Annotated in this window: 14 protein-coding genes; 13 read left to right on the plus strand and 1 reads right to left on the minus strand. The window is 71.8% G+C overall.

Features of this window, described 5'->3' with window-relative positions; genetic code table 11:
* Window positions 1-18 precede the first annotated feature (18 nt).
* From rplQ to glmM, 6 genes are all read left to right on the plus strand, one after another.
* A complete protein-coding gene (rplQ, locus tag AC1MBW_RS08570) occupies window positions 19-585 on the plus strand; it encodes a 50S ribosomal protein L17 (protein ID WP_480024172.1) in 567 nt (188 codons plus the stop codon).
* Window positions 586-746: 161 nt separating this feature from the next.
* Window positions 747-3,521: an ExeM/NucH family extracellular endonuclease gene (locus AC1MBW_RS08575; RefSeq protein WP_480024173.1), complete on the plus strand. Its 2,775-nt coding sequence runs from the start codon at window positions 747-749 to the stop codon at window positions 3,519-3,521.
* Window positions 3,522-3,633: 112 nt separating this feature from the next.
* The gene (locus tag AC1MBW_RS08580; protein WP_480024174.1) at window positions 3,634-4,533 is read left to right on the plus strand and encodes a tRNA pseudouridine synthase A; all 900 of its coding nucleotides are present in this window, start codon (window positions 3,634-3,636) and stop codon (window positions 4,531-4,533) included.
* 195 nt (window positions 4,534-4,728) lie between these two features.
* Window positions 4,729-5,175, plus strand: a complete 447-nt coding sequence (gene rplM, locus AC1MBW_RS08585; protein WP_043593314.1) for a 50S ribosomal protein L13 — start codon at window positions 4,729-4,731, stop codon at window positions 5,173-5,175.
* A gap of 32 nt (window positions 5,176-5,207) precedes the next feature.
* Window positions 5,208-5,693, plus strand: a complete 486-nt coding sequence (gene rpsI, locus AC1MBW_RS08590) for a 30S ribosomal protein S9 (protein ID WP_082059799.1) — start codon at window positions 5,208-5,210, stop codon at window positions 5,691-5,693.
* Window positions 5,694-5,720: 27 nt separating this feature from the next.
* Entirely contained in the window at window positions 5,721-7,082 is a 1,362-nt protein-coding gene (glmM, locus tag AC1MBW_RS08595) for a phosphoglucosamine mutase (protein WP_054145432.1), read from the plus strand.
* A gap of 96 nt (window positions 7,083-7,178) precedes the next feature.
* Here glmM and coaA read toward each other — a convergent pair whose 3' ends face one another.
* Complete coding sequence (gene coaA / locus AC1MBW_RS08600) at window positions 7,179-8,135, minus strand: type I pantothenate kinase (RefSeq protein ID WP_054145433.1); 957 nt, start codon at window positions 8,133-8,135, stop codon at window positions 7,179-7,181.
* Window positions 8,136-8,218: 83 nt separating this feature from the next.
* Here coaA and glmS point away from each other — a divergent pair, with 83 nt between their 5' ends.
* The 7 genes from glmS to AC1MBW_RS08635 all read left to right on the plus strand — a co-directional run bounded on the left by glmS (window position 8,219) and on the right by AC1MBW_RS08635 (window position 15,946).
* Window positions 8,219-10,072 carry a glutamine--fructose-6-phosphate transaminase (isomerizing) gene (gene glmS, locus AC1MBW_RS08605; protein ID WP_054145434.1) on the plus strand — a complete coding sequence of 618 codons (1,854 nt, stop codon included), beginning with the start codon at window positions 8,219-8,221 and terminating at the stop codon, window positions 10,070-10,072.
* Between the two features lie 41 nt (window positions 10,073-10,113).
* The gene (locus AC1MBW_RS08610; RefSeq protein WP_054145435.1) at window positions 10,114-10,536 is read left to right on the plus strand and encodes a holo-ACP synthase; all 423 of its coding nucleotides are present in this window, start codon (window positions 10,114-10,116) and stop codon (window positions 10,534-10,536) included.
* On the plus strand, window positions 10,533-11,624 hold the full coding sequence (gene alr, locus AC1MBW_RS08615) for an alanine racemase (RefSeq protein ID WP_480024175.1): 1,092 nt from the start codon (window positions 10,533-10,535) through the stop codon (window positions 11,622-11,624). Before AC1MBW_RS08610 ends, alr (AC1MBW_RS08615) begins: the two co-directional genes overlap by 4 nt.
* Window positions 11,621-12,757, plus strand: coding sequence for an alanine racemase (gene alr / locus AC1MBW_RS08620; protein WP_480024176.1), 1,137 nt, complete (start codon window positions 11,621-11,623; stop codon window positions 12,755-12,757). Before alr (AC1MBW_RS08615) ends, alr (AC1MBW_RS08620) begins: the two co-directional genes overlap by 4 nt.
* Window positions 12,754-13,275 (plus strand): tRNA (adenosine(37)-N6)-threonylcarbamoyltransferase complex ATPase subunit type 1 TsaE, encoded by a 522-nt coding sequence (tsaE, locus tag AC1MBW_RS08625; protein ID WP_480024177.1) that lies wholly within the window; start codon window positions 12,754-12,756, stop codon window positions 13,273-13,275. The genes alr (AC1MBW_RS08620) and tsaE overlap by 4 nt, the downstream gene beginning before the upstream one ends.
* A 173-nt stretch (window positions 13,276-13,448) precedes the next feature.
* Window positions 13,449-14,834: a tyrosine-protein kinase domain-containing protein gene (locus AC1MBW_RS08630; protein ID WP_161805466.1), complete on the plus strand. Its 1,386-nt coding sequence runs from the start codon at window positions 13,449-13,451 to the stop codon at window positions 14,832-14,834.
* Window positions 14,831-15,946: a glycosyltransferase family 4 protein gene (locus tag AC1MBW_RS08635; protein WP_480024178.1), complete on the plus strand. Its 1,116-nt coding sequence runs from the start codon at window positions 14,831-14,833 to the stop codon at window positions 15,944-15,946. The genes AC1MBW_RS08630 and AC1MBW_RS08635 overlap by 4 nt, the downstream gene beginning before the upstream one ends.
* Window positions 15,947-15,955 lie beyond the last annotated feature (9 nt).

Raw genomic sequence — 15,955 nt, forward strand, 5'->3', positions numbered from 1 at the left:
ACCACTTAGGAACAGACAATGCCCAAGCCCACCAAGGGACCCCGCCTCGGAGGCGGCCCGGCGCACGAGCGCCTCATGCTGGCCAACCTGGCCGCCTCGCTCTTCGAGCACAAGACGATCAAGACGACCGAGACCAAGGCCAAGCGCCTCCGTCCCGTCGCCGAGCGTCTCGTGACCTTCGCGAAGCGTGGCGACCTGCACTCGCGTCGTCGCGCCATGCAGACCCTGCGCAACAACAAAGAGGCCGCGCACATCCTCTTCACCGAGATCGCCCCGCTGGTCGAGAACCGTGACGGCGGCTACACCCGCATCACGAAGCTCGGCTTCCGCAAGGGCGACAACGCGTCGATGGTGTCGATCGAGCTCGTCCTCGAGCCCGTGACCCCCAAGGTCAAGAACTCGAAGACCACCGCCACGGCGGCTCCGGTCGCCGAGCCCGCCGACGACGAGCCCACCGAGGCCCCCGTCGACGAGACCGAGACGGTCGAGGAGTCCGCTCCCGTCGAGACCGAGACCGAGACGGCTGCCGCCGACGAGGTCGAGGCCGACGCCGCTGCGAAGTCGGACGACGAAGCAGCCAAGTAGCCCCACCAGCACCACCCGAAGGGCCCGTCACCGTGAGGTGACGGGCCCTTCGTCGTACCCACAACGGGTGTCGTTTACCTGTGGGACACACGGGGGAAACCCGCCGGGCGGACGAGGGCTCTAGATTCACAGGGTCCTCTTACGAATCACCGAAGGAACCCATGTCACCCCGACCTCGACACACCGCATCGGGCACCGCCGCCCTCGTCGCCGGACTCTCGCTGCTGCTCGGCGCCCTCGTGCCGGTCGCGGCCGTCGCCGCCCCCGACGGCTCCGGCATCGTCATCAACGAGGCGTACTTCAAGGGTGGCAGCGCGAACGCGCCGTACACGAACAAGTTCGTCGAGCTCTACAACCCGACGACGGCGTCGGTCTCGCTGGCCGGATGGTCGCTGCAGTACCGGGCAGCAGCGAACTCGGCGCCCTTCACGAGCATCGGCGCCCTCAGCGGCTCCGTCGCTCCCGGTGGGTACTTCCTCGTCCAGCTCGCGGGCAACGCGACGAACGGCGTCTCGGCAGGTGCCCCCCTCCCCACGCCCGACGTCGTCACCGGCCTCAACCCCGGCGGTGCCAGCGGCACCCTCGTGCTGTCCGACCAGGCGACGGGCCTGACCCTGCCCGGCGGTGCCGTCCCGACGGGCACGCCCGGGGTCGTCGACGTCCTCGGTTACGGCGCGTCCGTCACGTTCGAGACCCGGGCCGCCGAGATCGGCTCGGCGAACTCCGTGCCGACTTCGTACGTGCGGACCGACGGCGTCGACACCGACGACAACGCGGCCGACTTCACGCAGCAGGGGCAGATCACCCCGCAGAACTCCGGCGGCACGGGCAGCGAGCCGGGCCCCGAGCCCGAGCCGCAGCCCGAGCCCACCCCCGAGGCCGACGTCACGATCGCGCAGATCCAGGGCGTGACCGGCACGAGTCCGTTCGGCGGTCGCACGGTGACCACGCGCGGCATCGTCACGGCGACCTACCCCACGGGCGGGCTGGACGGCTACGTCATCCAGACCCCGGGGACCGGAGGCGCGCTCGACCTGTCGACGCACGTCGCGTCGGACGCACTGTTCGTGTACTCCGCGAGCACCGCCTCCTCGGTCGCCGTCGGCGACTACGTCGAGGTCGACGGGACGGTCACCGAGTTCTTCGGCCTGACGCAGATCACCGTCACGGGTGCGTCCTCGCTCCGGCCTCTCGACGCCTCGACCGTCGTGGCGCCGCAGGCGGCGACCGTCGGCCTGCCGGCCACGGACGCCCAGCGCGAATCGCTCGAAAGCATGCTCGTGCTGCCCCAGGGCGACTTCACCGTCGCGGACACCTACACGACGAACCAGTACGGCGAGGTGAAACTCGCCTCGGGTGACCGGCCGCTGATCCAGCCCACCGAGGTCGCCCGTCCGGGTTCGGCCGGCTACGCGGCGGTGGTCGCCGACAACGCGGCCCGTGCCGTGACCCTCGACGACGGCGCCACGACGAACTTCTTCACGGCCGCCAACCAGTCGATCCCGGTGCCCTACCTCTCGAACGAGGACCCGGTGACGGTGGGCGCTTCCGTGGCCTTCACGAAGCCGGTCGTGTTCGACTTCCGCAACTCGGCCTGGAAGTACCAGCCGACCGCCCGTCTCACCGGTGACACCGCCTACGGCGACCTGCCGGTCACCTTCGAGGACATCCGCACCGACGCCCCGCGCGAGGTGGGAGGCGACGTGAAGCTCGCCAGCTTCAACGTGCTGAACTACTTCACGACGACGGGTGACTCGATCCCCGGGTGCACCTTCTACGACGACCGGGCGGGGAACCCGCTCACCGTGAACAGCGGCTGCGACGCTCGCGGTGCCGCGAACGCCGAGAACCTCGCCCGCCAGCAGGTGAAGATCGTCACGGCGATCAACGCGCTGGGTGCCGACGTGGTCTCGCTCGAGGAGATCGAGAACTCCGCTCGTTTCGGTGACGACCGCGACTCGGCGCTCGCGACCCTGGTCGGCGCGCTCAACGCCGCGGCCGGCAGCGAGGTCTGGGACTACGCGCGCTCACCGGAGGCGCTGCCCGCCAACGAGGACGTCATCCGTCTCGCGTTCATCTACAAGAAGGCCGTCGCCGAGCCCGTCGGCGGGTCGACGATCCTGACCGGCTCCGCCGCGTTCAGCAACGCACGCCAGCCGCTCGCGCAGGCCTTCCGTCCCGTCGGCGGTGACGCCGAGTCGACCTTCGTCGCGATCGCGAACCACTTCAAGTCGAAGGGCAGCGGTTCGGGCTCGGACGCCGATCAGGGCGACGGCCAGGGCGGTTCGAACGGCTCGCGCGTGAACCAGGCGAACGCCCTGGTCGCCTTCGCCGCCGAACGCGAGGCCGCCGCCGGCACCGACAAGGTGTTCCTGCTGGGCGACTTCAACGCCTACAGCCAGGAGGACCCGATCCAGGTGCTGCGGGCCGCGGGCTACGTCGACCTCGGCTCCACCGAGACCGACGAGTACAGCTACGTCTTCAGCGGCCTCAGCGGTTCGCTCGACCACGTGCTCGCCTCGCCCGCCGCGGCGGAGGCCGTCACGGGCGTGGACATCTGGAACATCAACTCGGGTGAGGGCATCGGCCTCGAGTACAGCCGCTTCAACTACAACGTGAAGCAGCTCTACCAGGCCGACCAGTTCCGCTCCAGCGACCACGACCCGGTCGTCGTCGGGGTGTCGCTGCTCGAGGCTCCCGTCGACCCGGTGCCGCCGGTCACCGACCCGGGCACGACGCCCGGTGCGGGCGCCGGCCCGACCACGCCGGGTGCTCCCGGGGCCGTCTCGCCGGGCACGACGGTGCCGACCGCGGACGGTTCGCTGGCCTTCACGGGGTCCGCGCCCCTGGCCGGGTGGCTCGCGCTCGCCCTGGTGCTGCTGGCGATGGGCGGCACGGTCCTCGTGGTCCGCCGCCGCGCCTCCCGCGTGGGCTAGGCGGACACGCCGGACGGCGGTCGTGACCCGGGTGACCGGGTCGCGACCGCCGTCGTCGTCCGGCCACCCGGCGGTCCGAGGAGGCGCGGTGTCGGCCCCGTAGGATCGTCGGGTGACGATCGACGCCCCGGCCCTGACGCGCCTCCGTCTCGGGGTCGCGTACGACGGCACCGGCTTCTCGGGCTGGAGCGAGCAGCCCGGCCGTCGCACGGTCCAGGGCGAGATCGAGGCCGCGCTGCAGACGCTCTTCCGCCGGCTGGGCGACGTGCCGACCGTGACCGTGGCGGGCCGCACGGACGCCGGCGTGCACGCGCGCGGGCAGGTGGTGCACCTCGACCTCACCGACGCCCAGATCGCCCAGCTGCAGAAGCCGCACCGCGGCATGCGTGACCAGTCGCCCCTCGACGCCCCGACCGTGCTGGCCCGTCGCTTGAACGGGTTGGCGGGCGCGAGCGACGAGATCGTGATCTCGGGTGCGCGAGTCGCGCCTCCCGGTTTCCATGCCCGCTTCGGCGCCCTCTGGCGACGGTACGAGTACCGCATCGCCGACCGTGGGGCCGAACGCGACCCCACCCGACGCAGCCACACGCTCTGGTACGACCAGCACCTCGACCTCGACCTGATGAACGCCACGGCCGCGGGCCTGCTCGGCCTGCACGACTGGGCCGCCTACTGCCGGCACCGCGACTACGCGACCACCATCCGCGAGCTGCAGGTGTTCTCGTGGAGGCGCGAAGGCGACGGCGTGCTGGTCGCCTCGGTGCAGGCCGACGCGTTCTGCCACAACCTCGTGCGCAACCTGGTGGGCGCCTGCGTCGCCGTCGGCGAGGGAGCGATGGAGGCGCATCGTGCGGTGGGCGTGCGCCGCGAGGCCCGGCGCAACGGCGAGTTCCGTGTCGTGCCCGCCCACGGGCTCACGATGGTCGAGGTCGGCTACCCGCCCGACGACGAGATGGCCGCCCGGGTGGCCCTGACGCAGGTGAAGCGGTCACACGACCAGCTGGGGGAGTGACTCCCTCGAGCGAGGCGGGCGGCGGTTGACCGTCTCGCCTGTCTCGGGTATCGTGGGTTCTTGGTGTCTGCGCAACTGCGCGCTTTCGCCCGAAGTTGAGCCCTCCACCTGACTCGTTCTCATCGTCTCTGCGGTGACAACGGCAACGGAGCGGGATTCACGAACCTCTCACCTCGACCAGGAAGCAGCACTACTGTGACGCGCACTTTCTCCCCCAAGCCGGCTGACGTTCAGCCGAACTGGCTGATCATCGACGCCAACGACGTCGTGCTCGGCCGCCTCGCGAGCCACGTGGCAGCCCTGCTGCGCGGCAAGCACAAGCCGACCTTCGCCCCCCACATGGACATGGGCGACTTCGTCATCGTCATCAACGCCGACAAGGTGGCCCTCACCGGCTCCAAGCTGGCCGAGAAGCTCTACTACCGTCACTCGGGCTACCCGGGCGGCATCACGGCCACCACGTACTCCGAGATGGTCGAGAAGCACCCCACCCGTGCGGTCGAGAAGGCCATCCGTGGCATGCTGCCGAAGAACTCGCTGGGCCGTGCCCAGATCAAGAAGCTGAAGGTGTACGCGGGTGCCGAGCACCCCCACGCTGCTCAGCAGCCCACGGTTTACACCCTCGACCAGGTCGCCCAGTAGCGTCCGCCTTCAGACTTAAGGACCCCCACACAGTGGCTCAGATCGCAGATTCCATCGACCAGGCTCCCGAGAGCTTCACCACCGAGAGCTCGGCCCCCGAGGCCGCCGCGACGCCCCGCCCCGTGCTGAGCGTCGGCGGTTCCGCCGTCGGTCGTCGCAAAGAGGCCATCGCCCGCGCGCGCCTCACGCCCGGCTCCGGCACGATCGTCGTGAACGGTCGCACCCTCGAGGACTACTTCCCCAACAAGCTGCACCAGCAGCTGATCAACGACCCGTTCAAGGTCCTCGACCTGCTCGGCTCGTACGACGTGGCCGTCAAGGTCACCGGTGGCGGCCCCTCGGGCCAGGCCGGTGCCCTCCGTCTCGCCATCGCCCGTGCGCTGAACGAGATCGACCGCGAGAACAACCGCGCCACGCTCAAGAAGGCCGGCTTCCTCACCCGTGACGCCCGCGTCATCGAGCGCAAGAAGGCCGGTCTCAAGAAGGCCCGCAAGGCCTCGCAGTTCTCGAAGCGCTAACCAGCACCACACAAGGCAGGTCTCGCGATGTCGCGTTTGTTCGGTACCGACGGTGTCAGAGGCCTCGCCAACCGTGAATTGACCGCCGCGCTCGCCCTGGGGCTCTCCCAGGCGAGCGCGGTGGTTCTCACGAAGGGGCATCACGCCGATGCCCGCCGCGCCGAAGGGCGGCGACCCGTCGCCGTCGTCGCGCGCGACCCCCGCATCTCCGGTGAGTTCCTCACCGCCGCCGTCTGCGCAGGGCTCGCCAGCTCGGGCGTCGACGTGCTCGACGCCGGCGTCATCCCGACCCCCGCCGCGGCCTTCCTGGTCGACGACATCGGGGCCGACTTCGGCGTGATGATCAGCGCCTCGCACAACCCGGCGCCCGACAACGGCATCAAGTTCTTCGCCTTCGGCGGCACGAAGCTGCCCGACGAGGTGGAAGACCGCATCGAGGCCGCCATGGCCGATCCTCAGCTGATGCCCATCGGTGGCGACGTCGGCCGCATCCGGCGTTTCGCCGATGCCGAAGACCGGTACGTGCTGCACCTGCTCGGTGCCCTGCCCAACCGACTCGACGGCATCCACGTCGTCCTCGACTGCGCCCACGGCGCCGCCTCGGCGGTCTCGCCCGAGGTCTTCACCGACGCCGGTGCGACCGTCACCCTGATCGGTGCCGACCCCGACGGCGTCAACATCAACGACGGCGTGGGGTCCACCCACCTCGACAACCTCGCGAAGGCCGTCCTCGAGCACGGTGCCGACGTCGGCATCGCGCACGACGGCGACGCCGACCGCTGCCTGGCCGTCGACGCCACGGGTGCGGTGGTCGACGGCGACCAGATCATGGCCATCATCGCCCTGGCCCAGAAAGAGCGCGGCGCGCTCGTCGGCGACACCCTCGTCGCGACCGTCATGAGCAACCTCGGCCTCATCCGTGCCATGGCCGACCACGGCATCACGGTGCGTCAGACCAAGGTCGGCGACCGCTACGTGCTCGAGGACATGAACGAGCACGGCTTCACCCTCGGCGGCGAGCAGTCCGGCCACATCGTCTTCGCCGACTACGCCACCACCGGCGACGGCATCCTCACCGGCCTCTCGCTCGTGGCGCGCATGGCCGCGACCGGCAAGAGCCTGGCAGAGCTCGCCTCGGTCATGACGGTCTTCCCGCAGATCATGATCAACGTGCGCGACGTCGACCGTTCGCGCGCCGCGTCCGACGAGGGCGTGGCCGAGGCCGTGCGCCGGTTCGAGGCCGAGCTCGGCGACACCGGCCGGGTGCTGCTCCGCCCCTCGGGCACCGAGCCCGTCGTGCGCGTGATGGTCGAGGCCGCCGACCAGGCGACCGCCGACCGCGTCGCCCACGCGCTGGCCGACGTCGTCCGCGAGCGACTCGCCCTCTGAGCCGCGCGGCGGACGGGGTGCGTCGTCGCGGTGACGCCATCCGCGCCTCCTGACCGGACCCCGCCCCTCATCGGGACGGGGCGTCGTCGCCGCGGGTCAGATCTTGCGCAGCAGGACCGAGCTGACCTTGTGGTCGGCGGCCTTCCGCAGGACGAGCGTCGCCCGTGACCGGGTCGGCAGCACGTTCTCGATCAGGTTCGGCTCGTTGACCGACTTCCAGACGCCCGAGGCGAACGACCTGGCCTCGGGCTCGCTCATGTCGGCGAAGCGGTGGAAGAACGAGCGCTCTTGAGTGAACGCGCTCTTCTGCAGGGCGAGGAACCGCTCGACGAACCAGTTCTCGATGTCGCCGGTGCGGGCGTCGACGTAGACCGTGAAATCGAACAGGTCGCTGAGGGCGAGCCGGCCGGCGACGGCGGGCTGCAGCACGTTGAGCCCCTCGACGATCAGGATGTCGGGCCGGCGCACGACGACCTCGGCGCTCGGCATGATGTCGTAGCTGGTGTGCGAGTAGAACGGCGCACGCACCTCTTCGGCACCGCTCTTGACCTGCGAGACGAACCGCAGCAGGTGGCGGCGGTCGTACGACTCGGGGAACCCCTTGCGGCTCATGATGCCGCGGCGTTCGAGCTCGGCGTTCGGGTAGAGGAACCCGTCGGTGGTCACCAGCTCGACGCGAGGGGTGTCGTCCCAGCGGCTCAGCAGTTCACGCAGGAGGCGCGCCACGGTCGACTTGCCGACGGCCACCGACCCGGCGACGCCGATCACGAAGGGCGTGCGTTGGGCGCGCTCACCGAGGAAGTCGCTCGTCGCCCGGTGCAGGTTGCGGGCGCCGGCGGCGTAGAGGTTGAGGAGGCGGCTGAGCGGGACGTAGACGTCCTGCACCTCGCGCATGTCGAGGCGGTCGCCGAGACCACGCAACTGCACGATCTCGGTCTCGGTCAGCGGCAGGCGCGTCGTCGGGGCCAGGTCGGCCCAGGCGTCGCGCCCGATCTCGACGAAGGGGCTCGCGTGCACGGCGGAGGGCGCGGTCGTCGGGTTGGCTTCGGCCATGCGCACGAGGCTACCGGTCCGGGGTCGGCGCGAGTCGGCACGGCCCGCCGGGCTCTCGGACGGGAACCTCTAAGATCGACCGCATGTGTGGAATCGTGGGATACGTCGGAACGGGTGACAAGAGCATCGAGGTGCTGCTGGGCGGTCTCAAGCGACTCGAGTACCGCGGGTACGACTCGGCGGGAGTCGCCGTGATCGACGCCGCGGGCGACCTCGGCACCCGCAAGAAGGCCGGCAAGCTGCAGATGCTCGTCGACGACCTCGAGGCGACGCCGCTGACCGACGGCACGACCGGCATCGGCCACACCCGGTGGGCGACCCACGGTGGCCCGACCGACGAGAACGCGCATCCCCACCTGTCGGACGACGGCAAGCTCGCCCTCATCCACAACGGCATCATCGAGAACTTCTCCGAGCTCAAGGCCGAGCTGCTCGCCGAGGGCGTCGAGTTCCTCAGCGAGACCGACTCCGAGGTCGCCGCGCACCTGGTCGCCCGCGCCTACCGTGCCTCCGGCGACCTGACCGAGGCCCTGCGCACGGTCGTCAACACCCTCGACGGCGCCTTCACGCTGCTCGTCGTGCACGCCGACCAGCCGGGCGTCGTCGTCGGCGCCCGCCGCAACTCGCCCCTGGTCATCGGCCTGGGCGACGGCGAGAACTTCCTCGGCAGCGACGTCGCGGCCTTCGTCGCGCACACCCGTCGTGCCATGTCGATCGGTCAAGACCAGTTGGTGACGATCCGTCCCGACTCGGTCGAGGTCGTCGACTTCACCGGCGCACCGGTCGAGACGACCGAGTTCGAGGTCGACTGGGACGCCTCGGCCGCCGAGAAGGGCGGCTGGTCCAGCTTCATGGCGAAAGAGATCAGCGAGGAGCCCGAGGCCGTCGCCAAGACGCTGCTCGGCCGCATCACCGCCGACGGCGCCGTGACCCTGTCCGAGCTCGACGGCGTGCGCGAACGCCTGCTGACCGTCGACCGCGTCATCGTCATCGCCTGCGGCACCGCCGCCTACGCGGGCATCCTCGGCAAGTACGCCATCGAGCAGTGGGCCCGCGTGCCCGTCGAGGTCGAGCTGGCGCACGAGTTCCGGTACCGCGACCCGGTGCTCGACGAGAAGACCCTCGTCGTGTCGATCAGCCAGTCGGGCGAGACGATGGACACCCTGATGGCCGTCAAGTACGCCCGTGAGCAGGGTGCCCAGGTGCTCTCGATCTGCAACACCCAGGGCTCGACGATCCCGCGCGAGTCCGACGCCGTGCTCTACACGCACGCGGGCCCCGAGGTCGCCGTCGCGTCGACCAAGGCGTTCGTCGCCCAGGGCACCGCGCTCTTCCTGCTGGGCCTGCACCTCGCGACCCTGCGGGGCACGCTCAGCACCGAGGCCATCGCCGAGCAGGTCGCCGACCTGCACGAGATCCCCGGCAAGATCGAGCAGGTGCTCGAGTCGTCCGAGCGCATCAAGACCCTCGCCGGCTGGATGGCCGACACCCGGTCGGTGTTGTTCCTCGGTCGCCACGTGGGCTACCCGATCGCCCTCGAGGGGGCGCTCAAGCTGAAAGAGCTGGCCTACATCCACGCCGAGGGCTTCGCCGCCGGCGAGCTCAAGCACGGCCCGATCGCGCTGATCGAGCCCGGTCAGATCGTCTTCGTCATCGTCCCCAGCCCGCGCGACCCGCGCTCGTTGCACCCCAAGGTCGTCTCGAACATCCAAGAGATCCGTGCGCGCGGCGCCCGGGTCATCGCGATCGCCGAAGAGGGCGACGCCGCGGTGCTGCCCTTCGCCGACGAGGTGCTGCACATCCCGCTGGCGGCCCCGCTCTTCGAGCCCCTGCTGTCGGTCGTGCCGCTGCACGTCTTCGGCATGGAGCTCGCCGCCGCCAAGGGCCTCGACGTCGACCAGCCGCGCAACCTGGCCAAGTCGGTCACCGTCGAGTAACGGGTCGTGCAGCCGGGGCAGGGCATCAGGCGGGTGAGGACGTGATCGTGGGCATCGGCGTCGACGTCGTCGACCTCGAACGCTTCGGCCGCTCGATCGAGCGCACCCCGGCTCTCGCGACGCGACTGTTCCGGGCCGACGAACTCGTCCTGCGTGACGGCAGCCCGCGCGGGCGCCAGTCGCTGGCGGCCCGCTTCGCCGCCAAGGAGGCGCTGATCAAGTCCCTGGGCGGCTCCACCGGGGTGCGCTGGCACGACGTCGTGGTCGTCTCCGACGACCAAGGAGCCCCGTCGCTCGTCCTCAGCGGGGGAGCACGGTCGCTGGCGGACTCGCGGGGCGTCGCGCGCCTCCACCTGTCGCTCAGCCACGACGGCGGGGTGGCGGTCGCCTACGTTGTCGCCGAAGGTGACGGCCGCGGCGCTGCGGACCACGACGACGCACACCACGAAGGGGCAGACCGATGACCCACGACGTCACCATCACCGTCGACACGGCCGCGCTGCGACACAACGTCGAGGTGCTGCGGGCGGCCGTCGCACCGGCGGCCGTCATGGCCGTGGTCAAGGCCAACGCCTACGGCCACGGTGCCGTGGAGTGCGCCCGGGCCTTCGTCGAGGCCGGCGTCGACTGGCTCGGCGTGGCCGACCTGACCGAGGCCGTGGCCCTGCGACGAGCCGGTGTCGAGGCGCCCGTGCTCGCCTGGCTGCACGCTCCCGACGAGGACTTCGCCGAGGCCGCCGCGCTCGGCATCACCCCGGCGGTGTCGAGCGTCGACCAGCTCGAGGCGGCCGTGGCGGCTGGCGTCCGCGCGGTCCACCTGGCGATCGACACGGGCCTGAGTCGCAACGGGGCCGTCGAGTCCGAGTGGCCCGAGCTGTTCGAGCGTGCGGCCGGCCACGCCGACGTCGTGCCGGTCGAGGGCCTCATGACCCACGTGTCCAACGCCTCGTCCGAAGAGGACGGCCTGCAGGTGGCCCGCTTCGCCCGTGCCTCCGCGATGCTCGACGAGCTGGGCGTGCGGCCGCCCCTGCTGCACGTCGCCGCCTCGGCGGCGGCGCTCGACTACGTCGGGTCGAGGGCCACGATGGTGCGCTTCGGCCTCGCGAGCTACGGGCTCAGCCCCTACCCCGACCGCACGTCCGCCGAGCTCGGCCTGCGTCCGGCCATGACCGTGACGGCGCCGGTGACCACCGTCAAGCGGATACCGGCGGGCGAAGGCGTGTCCTACGGCTACCTCTTCCGCCCCGAGCGCGACACGTCGATCGCGATCGTGCCGGCCGGGTACGCGGACGGCATCGACCGGGCCGCGAGCGAGCGCGCGTCCGTGACGATCGGCCAGCGCACCTACCGGGTCCGCGGCCGCATCGCCATGAACGCCCTCGTGATCGACGTGGGCGACGACCCCGTCGAGATCGGTGACGAGGTCGTGCTGTTCGGCGACCCGGTGCTGGGCCGGCAGTCCGCGGCCGACTGGGCCGACGCCATGGGCGGCATCACCTACGAGGTCGTCGCGTGCCTGGCCGCCGGCCTCACCCGGAGGTACACCGCATGAGCGCCGCGACGTCCCTGCGCCGGGCCACGGTCGACCTGGCCGCGTACCGGGCGAACCTCGAGTCGTTGATCGCCCGTCTCGACCCGGTCGAGATCCTGGCCATCGTCAAGGCCGACGCCTACTCGCACGGGGCCGACGTACTCGTGCCCGAGGCCGTCGCGGCGGGCATCCGCTGGTTCGGCACGGTCGAGCTCGCGCCGGCCCTGAGGATGCGACGTCTGGGCATCGGCGGCGACGCCTCGTTCTTCGCCTGGCAGCTCAGCCCGTCCGACGACCTCGAGGCCGCCGTCGACCTGCACGTCGACCTGGGGGTGTCGACCCTCGAGCAGCTCGAGTCCGTGGCCGCGGTCGCGCGGGCGCGCGGTGGCGTCGCCCTCCTCCACCTGACGATCGACACCGGGCTGCACCGAGAGGGCTGCCTGCCCTCGGACTGGCCGGCCTTCGTCGCCCGTGCCGTCGAGCTGCGCGACGAGGGCGTGGTCCGCCTCCGCGGCATCTTCTCGCACGTCAGCGAGACGAGCGAGGCCGACGACCAGGCCGCGGCCCGGGTGTTCGAGAAGGCCGTGGCCGACGCCGAGGCGTTCGGTGCCACCGTCGAGAAGCGGCACATGTCGTCGAGTTCGGCCGCGCTCGAGCACCCCGAGCGGCGTTTCGACATGGTCCGCATGGGGTCGAACGGCCTGGGGATCCCCGTGACCGAGGGCGTGACCGCCGCCGACCGCGGACTGCGTCCGGTGCTCACGCTGAGCGCGTCCGTCGTCAAGGTCAAGCGCGTCACCGCGGGCACCGGGGTCTCGTACGACTACACGTTCCGTGCTCCGTCCGACACGACGCTCGCCCTCGTGCCCCTGGGCTACGCCGACGGCGTCAGCCGCCGGGCGCAGGGGGCGGTGCACGTCGTCGTGAACGGCGTGCCCCGACCGATCGTGGGCCGGGTCGCCATGGACCAGTTCCTGGTCGACATGGGCGACGACCCGGTCGCGGTCGGCGACGAGGTCGTGCTGTTCGGGCCGGGCGACCGGGGCGAGATGACCATCGGCGAGTGGGCCGACGCCACCGACACGATCCCGGAAGAGGTCGCCTGCCGCGTCGGCGCCCGGGTGCCTCGCGTCTACGTCGGCGGCCGGCCGTGACCACCCCGGGCGGTCCCGTCGAGCTCGCCGTCGCCGACGCCGACGCCATGGAGGCGCTGGGACGTCGGGTGTCCGGCCTGCTGCGAGCGGGTGACCTGCTGGTCCTCACCGGACCGCTCGGTGCCGGCAAGACGACCTTCACGCGCGGCCTGGGCGAGGGCCTCGAGGTCCGCGGCCAGGTGGCGAGCCCGACGTTCGTCCTGGCGCGCACGCACCCGACCGCGTCGGGCACGCCCCTGGTGCACGTCGACGCGTACCGGCTGTCCGGCGAGGCCGAGCTCGACGACCTGGACCTCGACTTCGAGGGCTCGATCGTCGTGGTCGAGTGGGGCGCGGGACTGCTCGACGGGGTGTCCGAGTCGTGGCTCGACGTCGTGATCGAGCGACCGACGGGTGCCCGCGAGGTCACCCCACCGAGCGATCCCGTCGACGACCCCGACGAGCCCGACGAACCCCGCCGGGTGGCGATCACCCCGCACGGGCCGCGCTGGGCGGGCGTCGAGCTGCCCGTCCGCTGACCGGGCCGCCCGCCGAGGGCGGCTCGCCGCGCATCCCCCCACCGGGCGGTCAGCGGGTGAGAGCGGGTGATCCCTCGTCTGTGACCGCCGGGGCGCCCCCGTCGGGGGGTCATGGCCCCCCGTCGGCGGCGGGTATGCTCGCCAGGTTCAACCACTTAACCCGGGAGTGTCAGTTGGATCCTCAGCACTACTGGCGCGCGCTCGTGAAGAGCTGGCCCGTCATCCTCGTCCTCGCCCTCCTCGGTGGTGCGGCCGGTTACGGCTACGCCCAGACGCGACCCGACAGCTTCCGCTCGACCAGCAGCGTCTTCGTCTCCGCGGCCGAGGGCTCCGACCCGAACGAGCTGCTCCAGGGCTCGTCGTACACGCAGAACCTGGTGCAGAGCTACACCCGCCTGGCCACGTCGACGGTCGTCCTCGAACCGGTCATCTCCGACCTGGGGCTCGACCTCACGCCGGTCCAGCTGGCCCGGCAGGTCACGGCCGAGAACCCGCTGAACACCGTCATCATCGACGTCACCGTGGTCGACCCCGACCGTCAGCGGGCGGCCGACATCGCCAACGCCGTGACCCGGTCGCTCAGCGACGAGGCCCGATCGCTCTCGCCCGAGAGCGCGGCCGGCCTGTCGACGCTGAGCGTGGCACCCATCGCCGAGGCCACGCCGCCGAACTCGCCCGCGGGCCCCAACCGGCGTCTCATCGCACTCACCGGCCTCGCCATCGGTGCGGCCCTGGGCATCGTCTTCGCCCTGGTCCGCTCCGTGGTCGACACGCGCCTCCGCTCGACGGCCGACGTCGACGAGCTGCGCGTCGCCCCCGTGCTCGGCAGCGTCGTGCGCCGTCGACGCGGCAGCCTGGCGTTCGCCGACGAGCCCCAGGGTGCGGCGGCCGACGACTTCCGACGCATCCGCGCGCAGCTCCAGTTCTCCGACGTGGACGCGGTCGCCCGCACGATCGCCGTCTCGTCGGTCAGCACCGACGACCGCGAGAGCCGCGGGGCCGTCATCCTCGACCTGGCTCTGGCCTACGCCGAACGTGGTCAGTCCGTCCTCGTGATCGACGCCGACCTCCGCGGCGGCGGACTCGCCGACCTCGCCGCCGTGTCGGACGAGACGGGCCTGACCGACGTCGTCGTGGGTCGCGTCGAGTTCGCCGACGCCGTCACGCCCTGGCGCGACCGGGTCGACGTGATCCCCACCGGCGAGGTGCCCCCGAACCCCAGCCCCCTGCTCAGCTCGAAGTCGATGGCCTTGTTCGTCGAGTCCGCGCGCGAACGCTACGACGTGGTCATCGTCGACACCCCCGGTGTGCTCAGCTCGTCCGACGTCCTCGAGCTCGGACGCCTGACCGACGGCGTCGTGCTCGTCGCCACGGTCGGCCACTCGTCCCGCGGCCAGTTGGTCCAGGCCGCCCGGGCGTTGACCGGCGTCCAGGTGCCCGTGCTCGGCGTCGTCCTCGACGGCGTCTCCGAGAGCGCACAGCGTGCCGGCGGCCCGTCGGCGCCGAAGGCCCCGATCTCTCCCCGCCCGGCCGGCGGTCGGGGCGTCGACGCCCCGTGACCGTCGCTCGGCCGTCCCGGGGGGCCGCACCGCGCCTCCCGGCCGTCCGGTTGTACGAGTCGCTGCGCACGGCGCACCTCGAACGGGCCCACGAGCTCGCCCCGGCCAGCATCGTCTACCGGGTGACGCGGTACGACTTCGACGCCTCGCTCGCCGAGGGCCTCGACCTCGTGCCGGCCGGCCCGGTGCGGGCGGCCTGGCTCATCGCACGGTCCGACGTCGACACCCTTGAGGTCAACGAACCGCTGATGACGTCGAGCCTGCCGGCGACGGCCCTCGTGCTGGCGGCCCTGGCGGTGCGACGCCGCGTCACCGGCCGTCCGACCACCGTCGTGAGCTACCTGATCGGCAACGCCGACCCGTTCACGTCGGCGACCGCTCCCCGGTTGCGGACGCGACTGCGCCGACGCGGTGAACGCGTGCTCGCCCGGGCGGTCTGGCGGCGACTCGACCGGGTGGTCTTCGGGACGGACGCGGCGCGTGAGACGTACACGCGCCTCCTCGGTTCCCCGTCGCCGCGGGCCTCCGTGGCCTCGGTGCCCGCGCTGCCGACGCGCCACCAGGACGCCCGCGGCGGCGGGGTCCGCCCGCCCGCGGTCGCGTTCGTCGGCTCGTTCGTCGAGCGCAAGGGGTTGCGCGTGCTGGCGGCTGCCTGGCCGCTCGTCGTCGCGGCCCGCCCGCAGGCGACGCTCACGCTGCTCGGCAAGGGCGCCCTCGAGCAGGAGGCGCGGGCCCTGTCGGTCGCGCAGCCCTCGGTCACCCTCGAGGTCGACCCGCCGCGCCCGCGCATCCACTCCGTGCTCGACGACGCGCGCGTGCTCGTGCTGTGGTCGCAGCCGAGCCCGACCTGGCGCGAGCAGGTGGGGCTGCCGATCGTCGAGGGGCTGTCGCACGGTTGCACCGTCGTGACGACGACCGAGACCGGCCTCGCCGACTGGCTCGACGCCCACGGCCACGTGGTCGCGTCCGACCCGCGTTCCCCCCAGGTGCTGGCCGACGCGATCGTCGCGGCGCTCGACGCGAGCCGCGCCGCCGACGACGTGCTGGCCGACCTGCCCGACCGCGACGGACGCCTCGCCGCGGACGACCGACTCTTCGGGCGCGCCTCGTGAGCCGGTCGA

The organism is Frigoribacterium sp. AP1 (assembly GCF_056680555.1).

What these genes read in the sequence shown, in the direction of transcription:
- glmS (WP_054145434.1), top strand. Translation starts at nt 8,219, where the DNA reads ATGTGTGGAATCGTGGGATACGTCGGAACGGGTGACAAGAGCATCGAG.
- rplQ (WP_480024172.1), top strand. Translation starts at nt 19, where the DNA reads ATGCCCAAGCCCACCAAGGGACCCCGCCTCGGAGGCGGCCCGGCGCAC.
- coaA (WP_054145433.1), bottom strand. Translation starts at nt 8,135, where the DNA reads ATGGCCGAAGCCAACCCGACGACCGCGCCCTCCGCCGTGCACGCGAGC.
- glmM (WP_054145432.1), top strand. Translation starts at nt 5,721, where the DNA reads ATGTCGCGTTTGTTCGGTACCGACGGTGTCAGAGGCCTCGCCAACCGT.
- alr (WP_480024176.1), top strand. Translation starts at nt 11,621, where the DNA reads ATGAGCGCCGCGACGTCCCTGCGCCGGGCCACGGTCGACCTGGCCGCG.
- AC1MBW_RS08575 (WP_480024173.1), top strand. Translation starts at nt 747, where the DNA reads ATGTCACCCCGACCTCGACACACCGCATCGGGCACCGCCGCCCTCGTC.
- alr (WP_480024175.1), top strand. Translation starts at nt 10,533, where the DNA reads ATGACCCACGACGTCACCATCACCGTCGACACGGCCGCGCTGCGACAC.